This window comes from Mesorhizobium shangrilense (assembly GCF_040537815.1).
Taxonomy (GTDB): domain Bacteria; phylum Pseudomonadota; class Alphaproteobacteria; order Rhizobiales; family Rhizobiaceae; genus Mesorhizobium; species Mesorhizobium shangrilense.
The window spans coordinates 2,583,967-2,604,780 of the sequence record NZ_JBEWSZ010000001.1 but is presented as its reverse complement, the minus strand read 5'-3'; the positions used below and the strand labels follow the sequence as shown (position 1 = coordinate 2,604,780).

At 62.9% G+C, this 20,814-nt stretch carries 24 protein-coding genes; 18 read left to right on the top strand and 6 right to left on the bottom strand.

Going from position 1 to position 20,814, the window contains the following annotated elements; genetic code table 11:
• Positions 1-113 precede the first annotated feature (113 nt).
• Together ABVQ20_RS13045 and ABVQ20_RS13040 are read left to right on the top strand one after the other, a co-directional pair.
• Positions 114-1,883: an acyl-CoA dehydrogenase family protein gene (locus ABVQ20_RS13045; RefSeq protein WP_354459910.1), complete on the top strand. Its 1,770-nt coding sequence runs from the start codon at positions 114-116 to the stop codon at positions 1,881-1,883.
• 27 nt (positions 1,884-1,910) lie between these two features.
• Positions 1,911-2,663: a crotonase/enoyl-CoA hydratase family protein gene (locus ABVQ20_RS13040; protein ID WP_354459909.1), complete on the top strand. Its 753-nt coding sequence runs from the start codon at positions 1,911-1,913 to the stop codon at positions 2,661-2,663.
• Positions 2,664-2,672: 9 nt separating this feature from the next.
• On the opposite strand, the gene pdxH is transcribed toward ABVQ20_RS13040, so the two are convergent.
• On the bottom strand, positions 2,673-3,290 hold the full coding sequence (gene pdxH, locus ABVQ20_RS13035) for a pyridoxamine 5'-phosphate oxidase (RefSeq protein ID WP_354459908.1): 618 nt from the start codon (positions 3,288-3,290) through the stop codon (positions 2,673-2,675).
• Between the two features lie 76 nt (positions 3,291-3,366).
• On the opposite strand from pdxH, the gene ABVQ20_RS13030 reads away from it, so the two are divergent.
• From ABVQ20_RS13030 to ABVQ20_RS13015, 4 genes are all read left to right on the top strand, one after another.
• A complete protein-coding gene (locus ABVQ20_RS13030; RefSeq protein WP_354459907.1) occupies positions 3,367-3,828 on the top strand; it encodes an RT0821/Lpp0805 family surface protein in 462 nt (153 codons plus the stop codon).
• A 98-nt stretch (positions 3,829-3,926) separates the two neighbouring features.
• Positions 3,927-4,856 carry a DnaJ C-terminal domain-containing protein gene (locus ABVQ20_RS13025; protein WP_354459906.1) on the top strand — a complete coding sequence of 310 codons (930 nt, stop codon included), beginning with the start codon at positions 3,927-3,929 and terminating at the stop codon, positions 4,854-4,856.
• 107 nt (positions 4,857-4,963) lie between these two features.
• Positions 4,964-5,782: an enoyl-ACP reductase FabI gene (gene fabI / locus ABVQ20_RS13020; protein WP_354459905.1), complete on the top strand. Its 819-nt coding sequence runs from the start codon at positions 4,964-4,966 to the stop codon at positions 5,780-5,782.
• A 40-nt stretch (positions 5,783-5,822) separates the two neighbouring features.
• On the top strand, positions 5,823-6,410 hold the full coding sequence (locus tag ABVQ20_RS13015; RefSeq protein WP_354459904.1) for a histidine phosphatase family protein: 588 nt from the start codon (positions 5,823-5,825) through the stop codon (positions 6,408-6,410).
• 78 nt (positions 6,411-6,488) lie between these two features.
• On the opposite strand, the gene ABVQ20_RS13010 is transcribed toward ABVQ20_RS13015, so the two are convergent.
• A complete protein-coding gene (locus tag ABVQ20_RS13010; protein ID WP_227348523.1) occupies positions 6,489-6,749 on the bottom strand; it encodes a DUF1344 domain-containing protein in 261 nt (86 codons plus the stop codon).
• A gap of 285 nt (positions 6,750-7,034) precedes the next feature.
• Between ABVQ20_RS13010 and aroC the strand changes: the two genes are divergently transcribed.
• Positions 7,035-8,144, top strand: coding sequence for a chorismate synthase (aroC, locus tag ABVQ20_RS13005; protein WP_354459903.1), 1,110 nt, complete (start codon positions 7,035-7,037; stop codon positions 8,142-8,144).
• Positions 8,145-8,258: 114 nt separating this feature from the next.
• Complete coding sequence (ribB, locus tag ABVQ20_RS13000) at positions 8,259-9,359, top strand: 3,4-dihydroxy-2-butanone-4-phosphate synthase (RefSeq protein ID WP_354459902.1); 1,101 nt, start codon at positions 8,259-8,261, stop codon at positions 9,357-9,359.
• 54 nt (positions 9,360-9,413) lie between these two features.
• Here the strand turns inward: ribB and ABVQ20_RS12995 are convergent, their stop codons facing one another.
• Positions 9,414-10,634 carry an MFS transporter gene (locus tag ABVQ20_RS12995; RefSeq protein ID WP_354459901.1) on the bottom strand — a complete coding sequence of 407 codons (1,221 nt, stop codon included), beginning with the start codon at positions 10,632-10,634 and terminating at the stop codon, positions 9,414-9,416.
• 118 nt (positions 10,635-10,752) lie between these two features.
• Between ABVQ20_RS12995 and ABVQ20_RS12990 the strand changes: the two genes are divergently transcribed.
• The 8 genes from ABVQ20_RS12990 to ABVQ20_RS12955 all read left to right on the top strand — a co-directional run bounded on the left by ABVQ20_RS12990 (position 10,753) and on the right by ABVQ20_RS12955 (position 17,506).
• Positions 10,753-11,361, top strand: coding sequence for a TetR/AcrR family transcriptional regulator (locus ABVQ20_RS12990; protein ID WP_354459900.1), 609 nt, complete (start codon positions 10,753-10,755; stop codon positions 11,359-11,361).
• Between the two features lie 93 nt (positions 11,362-11,454).
• The gene (locus tag ABVQ20_RS12985; protein WP_354459899.1) at positions 11,455-12,438 is read left to right on the top strand and encodes a hypothetical protein; all 984 of its coding nucleotides are present in this window, start codon (positions 11,455-11,457) and stop codon (positions 12,436-12,438) included.
• Between the two features lie 109 nt (positions 12,439-12,547).
• Positions 12,548-13,474 carry a histone deacetylase family protein gene (locus ABVQ20_RS12980; RefSeq protein ID WP_354459898.1) on the top strand — a complete coding sequence of 309 codons (927 nt, stop codon included), beginning with the start codon at positions 12,548-12,550 and terminating at the stop codon, positions 13,472-13,474.
• Positions 13,475-13,477: 3 nt separating this feature from the next.
• Positions 13,478-13,729, top strand: a complete 252-nt coding sequence (locus ABVQ20_RS12975) for an exodeoxyribonuclease VII small subunit (protein WP_354459897.1) — start codon at positions 13,478-13,480, stop codon at positions 13,727-13,729.
• A 110-nt stretch (positions 13,730-13,839) separates the two neighbouring features.
• Positions 13,840-14,106 carry a DUF2277 domain-containing protein gene (locus ABVQ20_RS12970; protein ID WP_354459896.1) on the top strand — a complete coding sequence of 89 codons (267 nt, stop codon included), beginning with the start codon at positions 13,840-13,842 and terminating at the stop codon, positions 14,104-14,106.
• A 38-nt stretch (positions 14,107-14,144) separates the two neighbouring features.
• Positions 14,145-15,065, top strand: coding sequence for a pirin family protein (locus ABVQ20_RS12965; protein ID WP_354459895.1), 921 nt, complete (start codon positions 14,145-14,147; stop codon positions 15,063-15,065).
• Positions 15,066-15,152: 87 nt separating this feature from the next.
• On the top strand, positions 15,153-17,066 hold the full coding sequence (dxs, locus tag ABVQ20_RS12960) for a 1-deoxy-D-xylulose-5-phosphate synthase (protein WP_354459894.1): 1,914 nt from the start codon (positions 15,153-15,155) through the stop codon (positions 17,064-17,066).
• A gap of 149 nt (positions 17,067-17,215) precedes the next feature.
• The gene (locus tag ABVQ20_RS12955; protein ID WP_354459893.1) at positions 17,216-17,506 is read left to right on the top strand and encodes a hypothetical protein; all 291 of its coding nucleotides are present in this window, start codon (positions 17,216-17,218) and stop codon (positions 17,504-17,506) included.
• Here the strand turns inward: ABVQ20_RS12955 and ABVQ20_RS12950 are convergent.
• Entirely contained in the window at positions 17,503-17,904 is a 402-nt protein-coding gene (locus ABVQ20_RS12950; RefSeq protein WP_354459891.1) for a GFA family protein, read from the bottom strand. The genes ABVQ20_RS12955 and ABVQ20_RS12950 overlap by 4 nt on opposite strands.
• Before the next feature lie 170 nt (positions 17,905-18,074).
• Between ABVQ20_RS12950 and ABVQ20_RS12945 the strand changes: the two genes are divergently transcribed.
• Together ABVQ20_RS12945 and ABVQ20_RS12940 are read left to right on the top strand one after the other, a co-directional pair.
• Positions 18,075-18,839 carry a TlyA family RNA methyltransferase gene (locus ABVQ20_RS12945; protein ID WP_354462170.1) on the top strand — a complete coding sequence of 255 codons (765 nt, stop codon included), beginning with the start codon at positions 18,075-18,077 and terminating at the stop codon, positions 18,837-18,839.
• The gene (locus tag ABVQ20_RS12940) at positions 18,836-20,071 is read left to right on the top strand and encodes a class I SAM-dependent RNA methyltransferase (protein WP_354459890.1); all 1,236 of its coding nucleotides are present in this window, start codon (positions 18,836-18,838) and stop codon (positions 20,069-20,071) included. Before ABVQ20_RS12945 ends, ABVQ20_RS12940 begins: the two co-directional genes overlap by 4 nt.
• A 42-nt stretch (positions 20,072-20,113) precedes the next feature.
• On the opposite strand, the gene ABVQ20_RS12935 is transcribed toward ABVQ20_RS12940, so the two are convergent.
• Both ABVQ20_RS12935 and ABVQ20_RS12930 read right to left on the bottom strand, forming a co-directional pair.
• Complete coding sequence (locus tag ABVQ20_RS12935; protein WP_354462169.1) at positions 20,114-20,494, bottom strand: type II toxin-antitoxin system VapC family toxin; 381 nt, start codon at positions 20,492-20,494, stop codon at positions 20,114-20,116.
• A complete protein-coding gene (locus ABVQ20_RS12930; protein WP_354459889.1) occupies positions 20,481-20,756 on the bottom strand; it encodes an AbrB/MazE/SpoVT family DNA-binding domain-containing protein in 276 nt (91 codons plus the stop codon). The genes ABVQ20_RS12935 and ABVQ20_RS12930 overlap by 14 nt, the downstream gene beginning before the upstream one ends.
• Between the last annotated feature and the right edge of the window lie 58 nt (positions 20,757-20,814).

Genomic DNA, 20,814 nt, shown 5'->3' with positions numbered 1-20,814 from the left:
GACAAGATTTGACGTTTACGTAAAAAGAAGAAGGAGAGGCCGCCCAAGGGCGATGGTCTTGCGCTCGCGCAGGCCTTAGGGTTGGCGCGCAAGACTGAGGAGGAGCGAGCGGCATGTATCGGGCACCCGTCGAGGAAATAGCCTTCACGCTGAAGCACGTGGCTGGCCTCAAGCCCTGCCTGGATGCCGGCACTTTCGGCGATCTGGGCGAGGATCTGGTTGATGCGATTCTTGCCGAGGCCGGCCGTTTCGCCACCGACGAGGTGGCGCCGCTCTACAAGGTCGGCGACGAAAGGGGAGCGGTGCTGAATGGCGCCGCCGTCACCACTCCACCTGGCTGGAAGGAACTTTATCGCCGCTGGATCGACGGCGGCTGGAACGCGTTGTCGGGACCCGAGGAGTTTGGCGGACAGGCGTTGCCGACGATGCTCGGCGTCGCCGCGCTTGAAATGTGGAACTCCGCCGCCATGGCTTTCGGCATCGGCCCGACGCTGACCATGGGCGCGGTCGAGGCGCTCGACAAGCATGCTTCCGATGCGCTGAAAGCGAAGTATCTTGCCAAGCTGGTTTCCGGCGAGTGGATGGGCACGATGAACCTGACCGAGCCGCAGGCAGGCTCGGATCTGAATGCATTGCGTGCCCGCGCCGAGCCCGCCGGTGACGGCACCTATCGCATCTTCGGCCAGAAGATCTTCATCACCTATGGCGAGCACGATTTCACCGACAACATCATCCATCTGGTTCTGGCGCGGCTGCCCGATGCGCCCGCCGGCACGCGTGGCATCTCGCTGTTCCTGGTGCCGAAATTTCTGGTCGGCGACGATGGCTCGCTGGGCGCACGCAACGACGTCTTCTGCTCGAGCCTTGAGCACAAGCTGGGCATCCATGCCTCGCCGACCTGCACCATGATCTATGGCGACGGTTTTGACGGCGCCAAGCCAGGTGCGATCGGCTGGCTGATCGGCGAGGAGAACAAGGGCCTCGCCTGCATGTTCACGATGATGAACAATGCGCGGCTCGCCGTCGGCATGCAGGGCGTGGCAGTGGCTGAGACTGCAACACAGAAGGCGCTCGCCTATGCCAATGAGCGCAGGCAAGGCAAGGCCGCCGGCTATGATGGTGCCGGCATGGCGCCGATCATCCACCACCCGGACGTGCAGCGCACTTTACTGACGATGAAGGCGCTGACCCAGATGGCGCGCGCCATAAGCTATTCCTGTGCACACGCCATCGACCGCGCGCGCGCCGCCAAAGGCGAGGCCGCAGCAAACTGGCGCGACCGCGCCAATCTGCTGACGCCGCTGGCCAAGGCCTTTTCGACCGATGTCGGCGTCGAGGTCGCCTCGCTCGGCGTCCAGGTGCATGGTGGCATGGGCTTCATCGAGGAGACGGGTGCTGCCGCCCTTTACCGAGATGCCCGCATCGCTCCGATCTATGAGGGCACCAACGGCATCCAGGCGATAGACCTGGTGACGCGCAAGCTGCAGCTTGGCGATGGTGAGCATGTGCTTAGGTACATTGCCGAACTGAAGGCTGTCGCCGATGCGGTGCGGATCTCCAACGTCGAAGGTTTCGGCCGCACCGCGGATGGTCTCGACCAGGCACTGGACGACCTTGTCGAAGCAACGCGCTTTCTGCAGGGGCTGATGGCGGCCGGCCAGGTTGACGCAGCGACGGCTGGAGCCTCGCCCTATCTCAGGCTCATCTCGCTTGCCGCCGGGGGCGCCTATCTGGCGCAGGGCGCGCTTGCCGATCATGGCCGCGTCGCCCTTTGCCGCTTTTTCGCCGAAAACCTGCTTGGCGAGGTGCGTGCGCTGAAGGAGCGTGTGACAGCTGGCGGCGAGAGCCTTTCCGCGGCCGGCAAGGCGCTGATTACAGCCTGAATTTCCCGACGTTCAAAGGATCGCCTCGTGACAGATCATATCCTCGTTGAGCGCCAGGGCGCCATCCAGATCATCCGCATGAACCGTCCGGACAAGAAGAACGCGCTGACGCGCGCCATGTATGCGAAGATGTCTGCTGCTCTGGCCGAAGGTGACGCCGATCCGGCTGTTCGCGTCCACGTCTTCCTCGGCGTGCCCGGCGCCTTCTCCTCCGGCAACGACCTTGCCGATTTCATGGTCGTGGCCACCGGCGGCGATGGCGGCACCGAGGTCTGGGATTTCCTCATCGCGCTGGCCCGCGTGGAAAAGCCGATCGTGTCTGGCGTCGACGGCATCGCGGTTGGCATCGGCACGACACTTAACCTGCATTGCGACTTGACCTTCGCCACGCCACGCACCGTGTTCAGGACGCCTTTCGTCGATCTCGGCTTGGTGCCCGAGGCGGGGTCGAGCCTGCTCGCGCCGCGGATTCTGGGTCAGCAAGGTGCTTTCGCGCTGCTTGGTCTTGGTGAAGGCTTTTCGGCCGAGCGCGCAAAGGCTGTGGGGCTGATCTATGAAGTGGTCGAAGAGGGCGCGCTGGAGGCCTCGGTGCTGGCTGCAGCGGGCCAGATTGCTGCCAAGCCACCGCAGGCACTGAAGATCGCGCGCGACCTCATGCGCGGCTCACGCGACGACCTTGTCGCCCGCATAGGAGAGGAAAGCGAACATTTTCGCGAGCGGCTGAAGTCGGACGAGGCGCGCGCCGCACTCACCGCGTTCATGACAAGAAAGAAGGCCTGAGCTTCGTCTCTACGGATAGAGTCTGGTCTTGTCCCAGCCGCCCTTGCCGTCGTGGGAAAAAACGAGGCGGTCGTGCAGGCGGAAGGGGCGATCGTGCCAGAACTCGATGGTCTGCGGCACGATGCGGAAACCCGACCAGTATTTTGGCCGTGGAATGTCGCCGATGGCGTGGCGCGCGGTGTATTCGGCGACAGCCTTCTCCAGTGCAAAACGGCTTTCCAGTGGTCGTGACTGTTTCGAGGCCCAGGCGCCGATACGGCTGCCGCGTGGGCGTGTCGCGTAATAGGCGTCCGCCTCGGCGTCGCTGACGATCTCCACCGGCCCGCGAATGCGCACCTGCCGGCGCAGCGACTTCCAGTGAAAGCACATCGCCGCCTTCATGCTGCCAAGAATCTCCCGGCCCTTGGCGCTCTCGAAATTCGTGTAGAAGACAAACCCGCTTTCATCGAAACCCTTGAGCAAGACCATCCGTACATCCGGCATGCCATCGGCGTCGACGGTCGCCAGCGCCACGCCATTGGCGTCGTTGATTTCGCTCTTCGTGGCGTCGTCCAGCCATGCCGCAAAGAGGCGAAACGGCTCTGCGGCCTCGGTAAAGTCACTGCTTGTTAACTCTGCATCACTCATAGTTTTTCTCAAATTGTCGTGAAGCCAAGATTGTCACGAAACCCGGATTGTCACGAAGCCAAAGGGAGGTCGCCTATTGTCGCGTATCGCGCAAGCTTTTGACAGCAGGCAATGGAGCCTTATTGCTTCGGCCAGCGCCAAAGCCGCGATCGTGATGATGGCCATCCCGCTTGCCGGCTGTGGCGCGGGTGGCTTCAGCCTGCAGAAAGCGGAAGTCGACCGCTCGCTCATCACCAGCAGCACACCTGCTTCGGCGACGCCGATCGATTCGGATCGCGCCTCCGACCAGACAACGATCCGCAACGCCGTGTCATCGGCCGACATCCAGGAACTTGGCGGACAAGCCGTGCCGTGGGCGAATTCCGGCACGGGATCGCGCGGCTCCATTACGGAGTTGGCGGAATTCAAGGACAAGGGTCAGCTTTGCCGCCGCTTTACCGCGTCGCGCGAAAGCTTCGACGGCGTTGCCTTGTTCAAGGGCGAAGCCTGTCTGGCGAGCGCTGGAATCTGGCTCATGCAGGACTTCAAGGCGCTCTGACTTTCAGCACTTATTATTGGCGCTTCGGCACTGGAATTTCTTCCTATGCAAGCGCATATAGGGGCCAGTAGATTCACCCTTTCTTGCAGGCAGGACGCATGCGCGACCCCTATGAGGTGCTGGGCGTTGCCAAGAACGCATCGGCCAAAGACATTAAATCAGCTTACCGCAAGCTCGCCAAGAAGCATCACCCGGACCAGAATCCGGATGATCCCAAGGCGAAGGACCGCTTTGCCGCGGCCAACCAGGCTTATGAGATCGTCGGCGACGAGAAGAATCGGGCGGCTTTCGACCGCGGCGAGATCGACGCCGACGGCAAGCCGCGTTTCCAGGGCTTTGAAGGTGCCGCTGGCGGCGGCGATCCTTTCGGCGGCTTTCGCAGGCAGCAAGGGCCTGGCGGCTCGCGATTCGAATTTCGCTCGGGCCGCCCGGGCGGCGACCCGTTCGACGGCAACAGCGATATCTTCAGCCAGATTTTCGGCGACGCCTTTTCGGGCGCGCGCGGCGCCAGTGCGGGTGACCGCCGCCAGCAGGCGACCGCTGCTGACCTGAACGTGACGCTCGACGTGACGCTCGAGGAAGCGGCGACCGCGGAGAAAGTCACGGCTATGTTTCCCGATGGCCGCAAGATCGCGGTCAAACTGCCTGTATATGTCGAGGACGGCCAGACCATCCGGCTGAAAGGGCAGGGAGAGCAGGGGCCAGGCCAGCCCGGTGACGCGCTGGTCAAGATTCACCTCCGTCGGCATCCGCGCTACCGTATCGAGGGCCGCGACCTGCATGCCGATCTGCCGGTGACGCTGGCGGACGCGGTGCTTGGCGCCAAGGTGCCGGTCGAGACGCCAACCGGCAAACTCGCGGTCAACGTTCCGGCCTGGTCGAGCTCCGACAAGGTCCTGCGGCTGAAGGGCAGGGGCCTGCCGGAAAAAGCCGGCGGCCATGGCGATCTCTACGCGCATGTGCGTTTGATGCTGCCAGAAGGTGGAGACAGCGCGCTCGAAGCGCTGATGCGCGACCAAAAAGGCTGATCTCACACCTTTGTCCCCCGAACTGTCCGCGTTGAGCGCTTGAAGGGGCCCTGTGCCTGTGCGATAGGGCACTCCACAAAGCAGAAAATCTTGCGGAGAGCGCTCACATGGCGGGTGGACAGGGCCTTATGGCCGGCAAGCGCGGCCTTATTCTCGGCGTCGCCAACAATCGATCGATCGCCTACGGCATCGCCAAGGCCTGCGTCGATCATGGCGCCGAGATCGCGCTGACCTACCAGGGCGAAGCGTTCAAGAAGCGCGTCGAGCCTTTGGCGGCCGAACTAGGCGCCTTTGTTGCAGGCCATTGCGACGTCACCGATCCGGCGAGCCTCGATGAGGTTTTCGCCAATGTCGCCAAGCATTGGGGCAAGCTGGATTTCCTCGTCCACGCCATCGCCTTTTCCGACAAGGACGAGCTGACTGGCCGCTATGTCGAGACGACGCGCGACAATTTCCTGCGGACCATGGACATTTCGGTCTATTCCTTCACCACCATCGCCAAGCGTGCCGAGGCGCTGATGACGGACGGTGGTTCGCTGCTGACGCTGACCTACTACGGCGCCGAAAAAGTGATGCCGCACTACAACGTCATGGGTGTCGCCAAGGCGGCGCTCGAAGCCAGCGTGCGTTATCTGGCCGTCGACCTCGGTGGCAAGAAGATCCGCGTCAACGCGATCTCCGCCGGCCCGATCAAGACGCTGGCCGCATCCGGCATCGGTGACTTCCGCTATATCCTGAAGTGGAACGAATACAATTCGCCGCTGAAGCAGACGGTCACGCAGGAGGAAGTCGGTGATTCCGCCGTCTATTTCCTCTCCGATCTTTCGCGTGGCGTCACCGGCGAGATCCACCATGTCGATTCCGGCTATCACGTTGTCGGCATGAAGGCGGTCGACGCGCCGGACATTTCGACGGTCAAGGATTAGCACCGCCGATCGTTCTTCCCCATCCGTTCCGGAAGGCCTTATGTACCCGCTGGTCTATATCGCGCGCCACGGCCAGACGGCGTGGAATGCCGAATACCGGCTGCAAGGCCAGGCCGACACCGACCTCAACGCGCACGGTCGCGCGCAGGCGACCCGAAACGGGCATCGGCTGGCTGAACTTCTTGGAAATCCCTGGGATTTCGACTTTGTCGCCAGCCCGATGAAACGGACGCGCGAGACGATGGAGCGCGTGCGCGCGGCGATGAAGCTCGATCCCGAGGCCTATCGTACCGATCCTCGCCTCGTCGAAGTCAACTTCGGCGACTGGCAAGGTTTCACCTTTCCCGAGCTCGAGGCGCGGTACCCGGGGGCGAGCAGGACACGGGCTTTGGACAAATGGAATTTCCAGCCGCCCGGCCATGCCGCCGAAAGCTACCAGATGCTGCTCGAGCGGGTAAAACCCTGGTTCGACGCGCTGACCCGCCAGACCGTTTGCGTCACGCATGGCGGTGTCATCAGGACGCTGTTTCGCCTTGTTGAAGGCGTGCCCGAGCAAGACGCGGCGAACCTGGAAGTGCCGCAGGATCGTATATTGCGACTTCAGGGCCAGCGTCTGGAGTGGTTGTAGCGCCAACAAAACTTCGGCCCGAAAACCGGAAGCGATTTTCAGGCCGTTGTTGTGTGAGTTTGGAGTGCCGCCGACGCTCTAGTTGGCCGAGCTGTCCGGCAATTCCATGTCGGTGACGACGTTCTCGCCGTTCGTCACGTCGTAGGCGATGACGATGTCCATGCCCGGCTTCAGTGCATCGAGATCGGTTTCGGCATTCAGCTTGTAGGACTTGCCGTCGTCGAGCGTCAGCGTCAGCGCATCCTTGTCGACCTTCTTGATGAGGCCCTCGGTCTGGCCGGCGAACGCGGCGGTGGAAAGCAGCAATGTAGCGGCAACGGCGCCAATCAGGGTACGCATCATCGTCCTCTTTAATCCTTGCGCCCGCGCAGTGGCGGCGGGCGTTCAACAGGCGGATCGAGCAGAGCAGAAACCAACCGAATGTGTCAAAACTAAATCTGCTGGATCATAGTTTGACCCCTGTGGAAAACGCCAATAGAAGGCAGACTACAGCGCCGCGTGTCCTCTTGGACGCGCAAAGGACGCTGTAGCACTTTTTGATTTGCGCATGATCTTTTTCGAAATCGCTCCGATTATCGGGGGGCATGCGCTAAGCCGGGTTCAAGCCGGGCAGGGCTGGTTTGCATGTCTCACAATACGTTCGGCCATCTTTTCAGAGTCACCACCTGGGGCGAAAGCCATGGTCCGGCACTGGGCTGCGTCGTCGATGGCTGTCCACCCGGCATCCGCTTCACGCGTCAGGAGATCCAGGCCGAACTCGACAAGCGCCGGCCGGGACAGTCGCGGTTCGTCACACAACGCCGTGAGCCCGATGAGGTGAAGGTGCTGTCCGGCTTCGTCCTCGACGAGGACGGCGAGACCATGATCACCACCGGTACGCCGGTTTCGATGATGATCGAGAACGTCGACCAGCGCTCGAAGGACTATGGCGAGATCGCCCGCCAGTACCGCCCCGGTCATGCCGACTACACCTATGACGTCAAATACGGCATCCGCGACTATCGTGGCGGTGGCCGCTCCTCAGCGCGCGAGACCGCCGCCCGCGTCGCCGCTGGCGCCCTGGCCCGCAAAGTCGTCCCCGGCATGGTGGTGCGCGGCGCGCTGGTGTCGATGGGCGAAAAGTCGATCGATCGCGCCAACTGGAACTGGAATTTCATCGGCGATGCCGAGAACCCGTTCTTCACGCCCGATCCTGCTTCCGTTCCCGTCTTCACCAAATATCTCGACGGCATCCGCAAGGCGGGCTCATCGGTAGGCGCCGTCATCGAGATCGTCGCCGATGGCGTCCCCGCGGGTCTTGGCGCGCCGATCTATGCCAAGCTCGACCAGGACATTGCCTCGGGCCTGATGTCGATCAACGCCGTCAAGGGCGTCGAGATCGGCAATGGCTTCGAGGCCGCCCGCATCACCGGCGAACAGAATGCCGACGAGATGCGTATGGGCAATGACGGCAAGCCGGTGTTCCTGTCCAACCACGCCGGCGGCATCCTTGGCGGCATTTCGACCGGCCAGGCGATCATTGCCCGCTTCGCCGTCAAGCCGACCTCGTCGATTCTCACCCCGCGAAAGTCGATCGACAAGGACGGCAACGACGTCGAGGTGATGACCAAGGGCCGCCACGATCCATGCGTCGGCATCCGTGCCGTCCCGATCGGCGAGGCGATGGTTGCCTGCGCGATCGCCGATCACTATCTGCGTCACCGCGGACAAACTGGGAGGGGAGTAGGGCAGTAAGGCAGTAGGGGAGTATGCTACGCAGCCCGCCGGGACAGCCGATTTTCCCTTTTCCCTGCTCCCATACTGCCCTATTCCCTTACTCCCCTATTCCGTGAGCGAAGCGAGCGTTCCATGCCCTACGATCAGAAGAAAATCGTCGAAGCCCTGCGTGCCTTCGAACGCGGCGAAATCGTCGTCGTCATGGACGATGACGGGCGTGAGAACGAGGGCGACCTGATCGTTGCCGCCGTGCATTGCACGCCGGAGAAGATGGCGTTCATCGTTCGCCATACGTCCGGCATCGTGTGCACGCCGATGCCGCGCGAGGAGGCCAAGCGCCTCAATCTGTCGCCGATGGTCGCCGACAATGATTCAGCCCACACCACGGCCTTCACCGTCAGCGTCGATTTCAAGCACGGCACCACGACGGGCATTTCGGCCGAGGACCGCACGCTGACCGTGCGCAATCTTGCCAACGGCAATGTCGGCGGTGCGGACTTCGTCCGTCCCGGCCATATCTTTCCGCTGATCGCGCGCGAGGGCGGCGTGCTGATGCGCTCGGGCCATACCGAAGCGGCTGTGGACCTCTGCAAGCTCGCCGGCTTGCCGCCGGTCGGCGTCATTTCCGAACTCGTCAATGACGACGGCACCGTCAAGCGCGGCCCGCAGGTCGCGGCCTTTGCCGAGGAGCACGGTCTCAAGCAGGTTTCTGTCGCCGACCTCATCGCCTACCGCCAGCGCAAGGAAACGCTGGTCGAGCGCGTGGCTTGCTCCGAAATCGACACGCTTGGCGGCAAGGCACAAGTCTTCACCTACACGCTGCCTTGGGATTCGATGCATCATGTCGCCATCGTTTTCGGCGACATCCGCGACGGCGAGGACGTGCCGGTGCGCCTGCACTCGGAAGATGTCGTGACCGACGTCTTCGGCACCAGCCACAGGCTGGACGGCGTCATGAAAGCCATGGGCGAGCGCAAGCGTGGCGTCATCGTCTATCTGCGCGAGGGGTCCGTCGGCGTTGCCCACCAGGAGCGCAAGCGCCCTGTTTCCGGCGACCGCGAGGACCACGAAGAAGCTCGTCGCCGCGAGAATGAATGGCGTGAGATCGGGCTTGGCGCACAGATCCTGAAGGATCTCGGCATTTCCTCGATCAACCTGATCGCCTCGCGCGAACGTCACTATGTCGGCCTCGAAGGGTTTGGCATTCATATCGCCAAGACCGAGATCCTCTGAACGGTTAGCCGCGAAAAGCGCCCGGTGTATTGGAACCGGGCGCCTTATGGACCATCAGGCGGGAACGACGGCTGCTTCGCTGCCGCTCGGATCGTCTTTGCGGCTGGCAAGGCTGCGCTGGCCAAGCAGCACGGTGGCTAGTGCGATAGCGCCCGACGCTACCGATACCCAGAACCCGTTCTGTGCGCCGAACGCATCCACCACCGCGCCGGCGGCGAACGACCCCAGCGCCATGCCGATGCCAATGCCGGTGGCTACCCAGGTGATGCCTTCCGTCAGCATCGCCTCCGGCACGTGCCGCTCGATGAGGCCGAACGCCGTGATGAAGGTCGGCGAGATCGCCACGCCGCTGACGAAGACGGTCAGCGCCAGCAGCGGCACCGTGCCGGCGGTGAGCGGCAGCAATGCGGTGAGCGCGATGATGGCGACCGCGATTGCCAACTGGCGTTGCAGCGGTGCCTTCAGGTTGAGCGCCCCGACGATGATGCCGAGAACGAACGACCCAAGGGCGTAGACGCCGATAACGAGGCTAGCGGCACCCGGTTGGCCAAGCTCCTTGGTGAGCGCCACCGTGCTCACTTCCGTGGTCGCGAAGGTCGCGCCGATGAAGATCAGGGCGAAGGTGATGATCTGAACCTGCCGCAGGCGGATTGCCGAGCCGCGCAAACGATGCTCTGCCGGCCGCACTTGCGGCTCGGTCGAGCGCTGCAGGATGAAGGCTGTCGAACCGAAGGCGAGGAACACTGTGCTCGCCAGCATTCCCGCTTCCGGGAACAGGGCGGCACTCAGGCCCACCGACAGCGATGCCCCGGCAATATAGACCAGTTCGTCCGCCGCTGATTCGAAGGCGAACGCGGTGTTCATCTCGGGCCGGCCTCGGAAGATTTCGGTCCAGCGCGCGCGCACCATTGCGGGCATGCTCGGCATTGCCGCCGCCAGCAGTGCCGATACGAACAATGTCCATACCGGCCAATCCTGATTGGCCGCGGCGATCAGAACCGCGAACGCCAGTACGGAGATGATGGTGGTGGGCACGACAATCCGCGTCTGCCCGAGCCGATCCACCAGTCTTGATGTCTGCGGCGCAACGAATGCGTTGGCCAGCGCGAATGTCGCGGAGACGGCGCCGGCAAGCCAGTATTCACCACGCATCTGCGACAGCATCGCCACGATCCCGATTGGAGCCATGGCGATCGGCAGGCGCGCCATGAAGCCCGCGGCTGCAAAGCCTTTGGCTCCGGGAGCGCGAAAGATTTCCGAGTAGGGGTTTTGCATGGGGTTCCTCGACAAAGGGAGGTTCGACAATTACATACGAAGCGTATGAGTGTCAGATAGTTCATACGCCTCGTATGTCAATTGGCATACGCGGCGTATGTAGATAGGGCCAGAAGCCATGCACAAACCTCGCAAGGAGATGATCGCAGAGACGCGCGCCAAGCTCATAGCCGCCGCCCGTCATGCTTTCGGCACGACCGGCTATGCCGACGCTTCCATGGACGATTTCACCGCGTCGGCAGGGCTGACGCGCGGCGCGCTTTATCATCATTTCGGCGACAAGAAGGGGCTGCTGCAGGCGGTGATCGCCGAGATCGACGGCGAGATGGCTGCTCGGGTGAATGAGGTCGCATCGAAAGCGCCGACCCGCTGGCAGCACTTCGTCGACGAATGCACAACCTACATCGAGATGGCGCTGGAGCCGGAAATCCAGCGCATCATGTTCCGGGACGGTCCAGCCGTGCTGGGAGATCCCGCGCAGTGGCCGAATGCCAATGCATGCGTCGCTTCAATGGCTGATCATCTGGCCACGCTGCAGGAAGAGGGGATGGTCGTCGCCAGCCTCGACCCCGAAACCGCCGCGCGGCTGATCAACGGGGCGAGCAGCCAGGCGTCGCAGCGGATCGCCAATTCGAAGAACCCTGAAGCGACCTCGAAAAAGGTGGTGGCTGCGTTCAAGCAACTGCTCGAAGGCTTGCTCAAAAAGCCGGGTTCGGAGCCGAGCTGACATTCCCACTGCGGTCCAGCGCCACTGCCCACGATTGACAATAGCCTGTTTGAGCGCATCCTCCACAGCCATCTCTGAGGGGAGATTCGGGGCATGTGGGATTTCGAGATCGGCAGGTCTGTGTCCATCATGGTGCGGACATGGCCCTTCATCGTCTTTCGCATGATCGTCTATTTCGGCATCACGCTGGCCTACATCATGGCGACCGGGACCGGCGCGAGTGTCGGCTATGGCGTTGGCCATATCTCCACCGACCCTGACGGCCCATTGTCGTTTGCCATGTGGGGCGGTGTGGTCGGTTTCGGCCTCGTTTCCATCGCCGTCTACTGGATACGCGAATACATCCTCTACATCGTCAAGGCCGGCCACATCGCCGTCATGGTGCATCTGATCGACGGCCACGATGTTCCCGACGGGCAGGACCAGATTGCCTATGCCAAGGAGGTCGTCACGCAACGCTTCGCCGAAGCCAACGTCCTTTTCGTCGTAGACCAGCTTGTCAAGGGCGCCGTCCGTGCCGTCACCGGCCTGATCGGCGGCATAGCCGCCTTCCTGCCCATCCCCGGCCTGAGCGGCCTTGTCAGCTTCATCAATACGGTGATCCGTCTGTCGCTGACCTATGTCGATGAGATCATCCTCGGCTACAACATCCGCATCAACTCATCCTCGCCCTTCGAGACCGCGCGGCAAGGCGTCGTGCTCTACGCCCAGAACGGCAAGACCATGGTCAAGAACGCCGTCTGGCTGTCCGTCATCATGTGGGGCGTGTCCTTCGTGATCTTCCTGCTGATGCTGGCCCCGGCCGGCGCCATTCTTTTCCTCATGCCCGGGCAACTCGCCGGTTGGGCCTTCGTGCTCGCCATCGTCTTCGCCTGGGCCTTCAAGGCGGCCTTCATAGAGCCCTTCGCCATCGCGTGCCTGATGCAGGTCTATTTCAAGGCCATCGAAGGCCAGGCGCCCAATCCCGACTGGGACCGGAAGCTGGCCGAAGTGTCCTCGAAATTCAGGGACCTCAAGGACAAGGCGCGGGCTTCCTTCGGCGGCTCGCGCTGGACTGAGCCGACACCCAGCACCTAAACCCTGTTGCCAGCCTAAACCCTGTTGCCAGCCTCTAAACCCTGTTGAATGTCGCCCTTTCGATCCGCGAAAACATGGTCAAACCGGCCGGGCACGCCTATATCGGAGCATGGTCACAAGGCTCTACACCCACCCGATCTTCCTTGAGCACTTGACGCCGCCCGGCCATCCCGAGCGGCCCGACCGGCTGCGAGCCATCGAACGCGTGCTCGATGACGAGCCCTTTGCCGCGCTCGATCGCGTCAAGGCACCGGAAGGCGACGAGGCCACCATTCTGTACGCGCATCCCGCCGATTTCGTTGCGCGCGTTCGAGCCGCCATTCCCGACGAGGGCATCGCCCGCATCGACGCGGATACCGTGGCCAGCCCGAAGAGCTGGCAGGCGGTGATCACGGCGATCGGTGCCGCCAACGCGGCTGTCGACGACGTTTTCGCGGGCCGTGCCGATAATGTCTTTGTCGCCGCGCGGCCACCCGGCCACCATGCCGAAAAGACGACAGCCATGGGCTTCTGCCTGTTCAACACCGCGGCAATCGCCGCGCGTTATGCGCAGAAGAAACATGGTGTCGAACGCGTCGCCGTGGTCGACTGGGACGTGCATCACGGCAATGGCACACAGGACATTTTCTGGGACGATCCGTCCGTGCTCTACTGTTCCACGCACCAGATGCCGCTTTACCCCGGCACCGGAGCGAAGAGCGAAACCGGTGCCGGCAACATCGTCAACGCGCCGCTTGCGCCGCAGACTGGCAGCGAGGTTTTTCGCGACGCCTTCCTGTCGCGCGTCTTGCCGGCCCTCGACAGTTTCGCGCCTGATCTGATCATTATCTCCGCCGGTTTCGACGCGCATCACCGCGACCCGCTGGCCGAGATCAACCTGACCGAGGATGATTTCGACTGGGCGACCGGCCAGTTGCTTGAGCGCGCCGGACGCCACAGCGGCAACCGGCTCGTCAGCCTGCTCGAGGGCGGCTACGATCTGCAGGGATTGGCATTTTCGGTCGCCGCCCATGTCGGGCGACTGATGAAAGGATAGACCATGGCTGGTGAGACCAACGAAGACGTCAAGGCGATGAGCTTCGAGCAGGCCCTCGACGCGCTGGAGAAGATCGTCGACGATCTGGAGCGTGGTGACGTGCCGCTCGATCAGTCGATCCGTATCTACGAGCGCGGCGAGGCCCTGAAGCTGCATTGTGACCGCCTGCTGAAGGCCGCCGAAGACAAAGTCGAGAAGATCAGGCTTTCGCGCGACGGAAAGCCCGTTGGTGTTGAACCGCTCGATGCGGATTGAGGCGCGTCTGGACCGCGGCTTCGCCTCATCGGGTTTTGGACATGATCATGATCGAGGATAGAATTCGTCCCGATTGAAACGGCCCCAGGACAAGAGGAGGTTCGGAGGCGATGTGCAGAAATATCAAGACCCTGTTCAATTTTGACCCGCCGGCAACCAATGACGAGGTGCACGACGCGGCACTCCAGTTCGTCCGCAAACTGAGCGGAACGACGCGGCCCTCCAAGCAGAACCAGCACGCGTTCGATCATGCGGTCGAAGCAATCGCCGCATCCGCGCGCGAGCTTCTCGATTCCCTTGAAACCAACCAGCATCCGCGCAACCGTGAAGAGGTGGCGGCCAAACTGCGGGCAAAGGCGGCGATCCGGTTCGCTTGATGCAGCCAAGCAGCCAACAATGGCTGACAGGAGAGTTCATGAGCTTCTTCCCCGGAAAAGACCCTGAAGCCGGCGATGCCTTTGCCAGCGATCAGATCGAGCTGATGGTGATCCCGAACGCCAAGGACATTGGCGGCTTTGAGGTGCGCCGCGCTCTGCCGACCGCCAAACGGCGGCTGGTCGGTCCCTTCATCTTCTTCGATCGCATGGGGCCGGCGATCCTGCGGGCCGGCCACGCGCTCGACGTCCGGCCGCACCCACATATCGGCCTGTCGACGGTGACCTATCTGTTCGACGGCAAGATCAGGCATCGCGATTCGCTCGGCACCGAAATGGTGATCCAGCCTGGTGACGTGAACCTGATGACGGCCGGGCGCGGCATCGTCCATTCCGAGCGCACGCCGGAAGAGTTGCGGGGAGCGCCGATGTCGATTTCCGGCCTGCAGACATGGCTGGCGCTGCCGGACGACAAGGAAGAAGTGGCGCCGGTTTTCGAGAATACTGCTGCCTCGCGCCTTCCAGAGATCGGCACCGAAGGCGTCGGCGGACGCGTCGTTATCGGCGACTTCGCCGGCCTGCGGTCGCCGGTCAAGACGGCCTCCGACACGCTCTATGCCGACCTTCGTCTGGCACCCGGAGCCAAGGTGAAAATCCCGGCCGATGCCGAGGAGCGTGCCATCTACACGCTGGAAGGCGATGTCTCGATTTCCGGCGATGTTTTTCCCGCGGAACGCCTGCTGGTGTTCCGGCCCGGTGACGAGATCGTCGTTTCATCGGAATGCGGGGCGCATTTCATGCTGTTTGGCGGCGCCTCGCTCGGCTCGAAGCGTTACATCTGGTGGAATTTCGTCTCGTCGTCGAAGGAACGCATCGAACAGGCAAAGGAAGAATGGAAGACGGGCCGTTTCGATATCGTTCCTGGAGACGAGAAAGAATTCATTCCGCTGCCGGAAGGCTAGGGCCACGGCTGATCCGCGTCACTGACACGCATTTACTTTCGCCAGCCGGCGGCCTATCCCGCCGATGAACAGAAAGCCTGAGCACCCGTGAACGCAACGCTGCATACGCCGCTTCTCGACAAGGTCCGCATCCCCGCTGACCTGAGGACGCTTGCCGAGAGCGATCTGCCGCAATTGGCATCCGAGCTTCGCGCCGAGCTCATCGACGCGGTTTCTCTCACCGGCGGGCATCTCGGCGCCGGCCTGGGCGTGGTCGAACTGACGGTCGCGCTGCACTACGTCTTCAACACGCCGGATGACCGGCTGATCTGGGATGTCGGCCATCAGGCCTATCCGCACAAGATCCTGACCGGCCGCCGCGACCGTATCCGCACGCTGCGGCAGGAAGGGGGCCTGTCCGGCTTCACCCGGCGCGTCGAAAGCGAATATGATCCCTTCGGCGCCGCGCATTCATCGACCTCGATCTCCGCCGGCCTTGGCATGGCCGTCGCCCGCGACCTGTCGGGAGGACGCAACAACGTCATCGCCATCATCGGCGACGGCTCCATGTCGGCCGGGATGGCCTATGAGGCGATGAACAATGCCGGCGCGCTCGATGCCCGCTTGATCGTCATCCTCAACGACAACGACATGTCGATCGCGCCACCAACCGGCGCCATGAGCGCCTATCTGGCGCGCCTGGCATCAGGCAAGACCTATGTCGGTCTCCGCGATTTCGGCAAGAAGCTGACCTCCTATCTCGGCAAACGCGCCGATCGTGCGATCACCAGAGCGGTCGAGCATGCGCGCGGCTACGTCACGGGCGGCACGCTGTTCGAGGAACTGGGTTTCTATCATATAGGCCCGATCGACGGGCACAATCTGGAGCACCTTATCCCGGTGCTGAAGAACGTACGCGACAATGGCAAGGGCCCGGTGCTGATCCATGTCGTCACCCAGAAAGGCAAGGGTTACGCGCCGGCGGAAGCCGCCGCTGACAAATATCATGGCGTCAACAAGTTCGACGTCATCACCGGCGCGCAGGCCAAGGCTCCTGCCAATGCGCCGGCCTACACCAAGGTCTTCGCCGAAAGCCTGATCCAGGAGGGCCGTGAGGACGATCGTATCGTGGCCGTGACCGCCGCCATGCCCAGCGGCACCGGCCTCGATCTGTTCGGTGAGGCGTTCCCGTCAAGGACCTTCGATGTCGGCATTGCCGAGCAGCATGCGGTGACCTTCGCCGCAGGTCTCGCCACCGAAGGCTACAAGCCTTTTGCCGCCATCTATTCGACCTTCCTGCAGCGCGCCTACGATCAGGTCGTCCACGACGTCGCGATCCAGAAGCTGCCGGTGCGTTTCCCCATCGATCGCGCCGGTTTCGTCGGCGCCGATGGCGCCACCCATTGCGGCGCCTTCGACACCACCTTCCTGGCAACGCTGCCCGGTTTTGTGGTGATGGCGGCGGCGGATGAAGCCGAGCTTCGCCACATGGTACGCACCGCGGCAAGCTACGATGACGGCCCGATCGCCTTCCGTTATCCGCGCGGCAACGGCGTCGGCGTCGACATGCCGGAGCGTGGCTCGGTTCTCGAGATCGGCAAAGGGCGCATCGTCAGGGAGGGCACCAAGGTTGCCTTGCTTTCCTTCGGTACGCGGTTGCAGGATTGTCTCATGGCAGCCGAAGAACTTGGCGCGGCAGGGCTTTCCACCACGGTCGCCGACGCTCGTTTCGCCAAGCCGCTCGACGAGGATCTGATCCGGCGGCTGGCTCGCTCGCATGAGGTTCTGGTCACGGTGGAGGAGGGCGCGGTCGGCGGCTTCGCCAGCCATGTGCTGCAGTTCCTCGCCCATGACGGATTGCTGGAAAGCGGCCTGAAAGTCCGGCCGCTGGTGCTGCCCGACGCGTTCACCGATCACGCCAAGCCCGAGAAGATGTATGCCGATGCGGGACTGGACGCCGCCGGCATCGTGCGCACCGTATTCACCGCGCTTGGGCACGCAGCCCGCGCACAGCGCGCCTGACTCAAAACCTCAAGGGCTTGAATCAGATTGCTCGCCTGATCTCTTAACGCATTGTTAACGCTGCATTTTGGTGCTTTGCTTACCGTGTCTCTTGGCCGTTTTTCAACGGCGCCCTGCTAGAAATCGCCCCAGGCAGGGAGACAGCGAGAATGAAGACGTTTCTGGGCGCCATGGCCTTCTTGCTGGCTGTCGGCGCACCGGCAGGAGCCGAAACGCGCTATGACCGCAACCTCGAAAAAGCGGTGAAGGACATCGTCGCCGGCAAGATCGGCGGCATCCGTGGCGGCTTCTCCTACAAGCAGGTTCCTCAATTGGTCGTCCTGCCGGATGCCACGCCGGCCTCGGCCGTGCCCGCCGCAGCCGAGCCGCACAAGGAAGCTTCCGGCAATGACGGTCTGACGCCGGCTGTCGAGCGCCAGGTCTCGCGGACGATTTTCTAGAACCACATATCGCGTACGCAGCGGCCGTCGCCCGGCAGATCCTCGAATGTCTCAAGGCCATCGAAATGGTCGATTGCGAGGTCGGCTACGGCCTCGGGAGGCGCAAGCCTGACATTGACGGCGATCCGGGTCCGGCCGGTGGAGCTTGCGCGCAAACCACGCCAGGCCAGGACGCAGCCGCATGTCGGGCAGAACAGGATCTCGAGCGAAGGAGCTTCCTGTCCGGCGCGCCTGTAGACGCTCATCGATCCCGCAACGCGGATGCGTTCGTCGACATAGTCGTAGGCCCAGAGCGCACCATAGCGACTGCAAAGCGTGCAATTGCAGGCCGTGATCGACCCTGGATCACCCTCCAGGGTCCAGTGAGCAGCACCACAGTGGCAACGTCCGGTCAGCATCCCGCTTCCTCACCAATAGCAACGGCACCTCGTCGCTGGCATTGTGCCCGATCCCACGAGCGATATTCAACACGCTCGGCAGTGGCGTTTGCGATCACCCGTCTTGCGTCGATATCCTCGTCACGCCTCAATGTCCTTGCCTTCGCCGCCGGCTTTCGCCAATGAAGGTCATGAACTCCCCGCAGCCAGCCAGCACACGCCAGCGGCTCGACGAACTCCTCGTCGGGCGCGGCCTGTTTGCCAGCCGCTCGCGTGCCCGTGACGCGGTCGAACGCGGCACGGTGACGGTTGACGGCGTCCTTGCCCGCAAGCCCGGTCAGACCGTGCAGCGCCAATGCGTCATTGCTGTCGATGATCCCGCCCAGGGCTACGTTTCGCGTGCGGCGCTCAAGCTGATCGCGGGGCTCGACCATTTCGGTTTCAATCCGGCTGGCCGCGAGGCGCTCGACATCGGCGCCTCGACTGGCGGGTTCACCCAGGTCTTGCTCGAACGCGGCGCTTCCCATGTCACGGCTCTCGATGTTGGCCATGGGCAGATGCATCCCGATATTGGCGGAGATCCGCGTGTGACGGTCATCGAGGGCCTGAACGCCCGCGATCTGACTGTCGCCGATCTCGGCGACCGCATTCCTGACTTCATCGTTTCGGATGTCAGCTTCATCTCGCTGAAACTGGCGCTGCCGCCGGCGCTCGCCATCGCCAGGCCCGGTGCGGGTGCTGTGTTCCTGGTCAAGCCGCAGTTCGAGGCGGGCAGGGAGGCGATCGGCAAGGGTGGCCTGTTGAAGGATCCCTACGATGCCGCCCGTGTCGCCGGCCTGCTGCAGGATTGGCTGGACGCCGTTCCCGGCTGGCGTTCGCTCGGGCTGCACCTGTCGCCCATCGAAGGCGGCGACGGCAATCGCGAATTCCTGCTGGGTGGGATCAAGGATCGATGAGCGCACGCTTCACCATCAGAAAACTTGGCGCCCAGGGCGACGGCATCGCCGAGACCGAAGGCGGCGATCTTTTCATTCCGTTCACGCTGCCCGGAGAGGTCGTCACCGCCGCGCGCCAGGGGGATCGCGCCACGCTGATGGCTGTGCTGGAGGCCTCGCCGCTGCGCATCGATCCCGCCTGCCGCCATTTCACGGAATGTGGCGGTTGCGCGCTCCAGCATTTCGAGGCCGATGCCTATCGCCAGTGGAAACGCGACAAGGTGGTGCACGCCTTGAAGGGCATCGACTGCGACATCGGCGAACTGGTCGCCTGCGCACCACACACGCGCCGCCGTGTCGTGCTTGCCGCCCGGCGTACCGAAACAGGCATGGCGCTCGGCTTCAATCGCCACCTGTCGCCGGAGATCATCTCCATATCGGAATGCCCGATCTCTCTGCCCGAGATCGTCGGCGCGCTGGGTCAGCTGAAGGCGCTCGCCGAGCTGGTATGCGCCACCACCAAATCGTTCCGGCTGGCCGTCACTGTGACCGGCTCGGGCCTTGATATCGCTGTGCATGAGTCCGGCAAGCTTGGCGAACACCAGCGCCGTATCGCCGCCAATTTTGTCATCGCGCAGGGCTTTGCCAGGCTGTCCATCGATGACGAGATCATCATCGAGCCAAGGAAGCCGGTGGTCATGTTCGGCAGCGTCGCTGTGGCCGTGCCGCCCGGCGCCTTCCTGCAGGCGACCGAGGCCGCCGAGCAGACCATGGCCGATATCGTCGGCGCCCACCTGAAGCGCGCCAAGAAGATCACCGACCTTTTCGCCGGTTGCGGCAGCTTTGCGCTGCGGCTTGCAGCGAAGTCGGAGGTCCATGCGGTCGAAGGTGACGCGGCAGCCCTTTCGGCTCTTGATAGGGGATCGCGCTTCGCGACGGGCCTGAAGCGGGTGACGGGCGAACGCCGCGACCTGTTCCGCCGGCCGCTCACCTTCAAGGAGTTGAACGCCTTCGACGGTCTTGTCTTCGATCCGCCCCGCGCGGGGGCAGAGGACCAGTCGAAGCAGATCGCCCGCTCGGATGTTCCGCTTGTCGCGGCGGTGTCCTGCAATCCGGTGACGCTCGCGCGAGATTTGCGCATCCTGCTCGACGGCGGCTACACCTTGAAAAGCGTGACGCCGATCGACCAGTTCCTGTGGTCGCCACACGTCGAGGCGGTGGCGCTGCTGGAGAAGCCGAAAAGAAGGCGCTAAGTGATCCCAATATCCGTTGGGCTAGAATGCGTATAACTGGCGCTATGCCTCTTGCACGTTCTCATGCCCTGCAGCCTTGACGAGCTTGCGATCGAAGGTGGCGAAGCTCACACAATGGACGGATTTTCCCAGATGAAGCGCGTCAGCGAAATCCATCCCCTTCTCCGCGAGGTCGAGCGCCGACGACACCACCGCCTCGTCCTCTAGTTCCACCGTGGGGAGTCCGCCGAATGCCCGTAACGCACGGATGATCTCAGGCGGCGCATAACCATATGCGCTACGCAAGACCCATTCGGCCTCTAGGATTACCGTGACGGCGACGAAGACTGCTTGACCGTCGATCAACACCCGGGCGCGGGGAGATTGCTCGGGATGATCGCCTGTCAGATAACGGACGACCAGGTTGGTATCAATCGCGAGCATGGCGTCGCCGCGCTTCGGCAAGCACGCCGGCATCCATTTCTTCAAGCGTCTTCGGCCTACCGCCGTTGGGAAGGGATGAAAACACATCCTCAGGCCGCGTCTCGATAAAGGCCGGGGTAGCTTTCAGCAGCACACCCTCCGCGGTATCTTCGACCAGGAGGCGCGTGCCGGCACCCCATTCCCTGCGCTTCCGGATCGAACTGGGCAGGATTACCTGTCCCTTGGTAGAGACAATGGTCGTCAGCTTATCTGGAGCGGCCATGATGTCGCCCTTCAATGTAAGACGGCTGTAAGATAGACGAAAGTCTTGTCGGCTTCAA

Bases quoted from the DNA above. Each gene is read 5' to 3' on its own strand.
- ABVQ20_RS12940 (WP_354459890.1), top strand. From the start codon at position 18,836: ATGAGCGCACGCTTCACCATCAGAAAACTTGGCGCCCAGGGCGACGGC.
- ABVQ20_RS12935 (WP_354462169.1), bottom strand. From the start codon at position 20,494: ATGCTCGCGATTGATACCAACCTGGTCGTCCGTTATCTGACAGGCGAT.
- ABVQ20_RS12980 (WP_354459898.1), top strand. From the start codon at position 12,548: ATGGTCACAAGGCTCTACACCCACCCGATCTTCCTTGAGCACTTGACG.
- ABVQ20_RS12990 (WP_354459900.1), top strand. From the start codon at position 10,753: ATGCACAAACCTCGCAAGGAGATGATCGCAGAGACGCGCGCCAAGCTC.
- ABVQ20_RS12970 (WP_354459896.1), top strand. From the start codon at position 13,840: ATGTGCAGAAATATCAAGACCCTGTTCAATTTTGACCCGCCGGCAACC.
- ABVQ20_RS12995 (WP_354459901.1), bottom strand. From the start codon at position 10,634: ATGCAAAACCCCTACTCGGAAATCTTTCGCGCTCCCGGAGCCAAAGGC.
- ABVQ20_RS12930 (WP_354459889.1), bottom strand. From the start codon at position 20,756: ATGGCCGCTCCAGATAAGCTGACGACCATTGTCTCTACCAAGGGACAG.
- ABVQ20_RS12975 (WP_354459897.1), top strand. From the start codon at position 13,478: ATGGCTGGTGAGACCAACGAAGACGTCAAGGCGATGAGCTTCGAGCAG.
- fabI (WP_354459905.1), top strand. From the start codon at position 4,964: ATGGCGGGTGGACAGGGCCTTATGGCCGGCAAGCGCGGCCTTATTCTC.
- ABVQ20_RS13045 (WP_354459910.1), top strand. From the start codon at position 114: ATGTATCGGGCACCCGTCGAGGAAATAGCCTTCACGCTGAAGCACGTG.
- ABVQ20_RS12955 (WP_354459893.1), top strand. From the start codon at position 17,216: ATGAAGACGTTTCTGGGCGCCATGGCCTTCTTGCTGGCTGTCGGCGCA.
- ABVQ20_RS13010 (WP_227348523.1), bottom strand. From the start codon at position 6,749: ATGCGTACCCTGATTGGCGCCGTTGCCGCTACATTGCTGCTTTCCACC.
- ABVQ20_RS12950 (WP_354459891.1), bottom strand. From the start codon at position 17,904: ATGCTGACCGGACGTTGCCACTGTGGTGCTGCTCACTGGACCCTGGAG.
- ABVQ20_RS12945 (WP_354462170.1), top strand. From the start codon at position 18,075: ATGAACTCCCCGCAGCCAGCCAGCACACGCCAGCGGCTCGACGAACTC.
- ABVQ20_RS12985 (WP_354459899.1), top strand. From the start codon at position 11,455: ATGTGGGATTTCGAGATCGGCAGGTCTGTGTCCATCATGGTGCGGACA.
- aroC (WP_354459903.1), top strand. From the start codon at position 7,035: ATGTCTCACAATACGTTCGGCCATCTTTTCAGAGTCACCACCTGGGGC.
- pdxH (WP_354459908.1), bottom strand. From the start codon at position 3,290: ATGAGTGATGCAGAGTTAACAAGCAGTGACTTTACCGAGGCCGCAGAG.
- ABVQ20_RS13015 (WP_354459904.1), top strand. From the start codon at position 5,823: ATGTACCCGCTGGTCTATATCGCGCGCCACGGCCAGACGGCGTGGAAT.
- ABVQ20_RS13025 (WP_354459906.1), top strand. From the start codon at position 3,927: ATGCGCGACCCCTATGAGGTGCTGGGCGTTGCCAAGAACGCATCGGCC.
- ABVQ20_RS12965 (WP_354459895.1), top strand. From the start codon at position 14,145: ATGAGCTTCTTCCCCGGAAAAGACCCTGAAGCCGGCGATGCCTTTGCC.
- ribB (WP_354459902.1), top strand. From the start codon at position 8,259: ATGCCCTACGATCAGAAGAAAATCGTCGAAGCCCTGCGTGCCTTCGAA.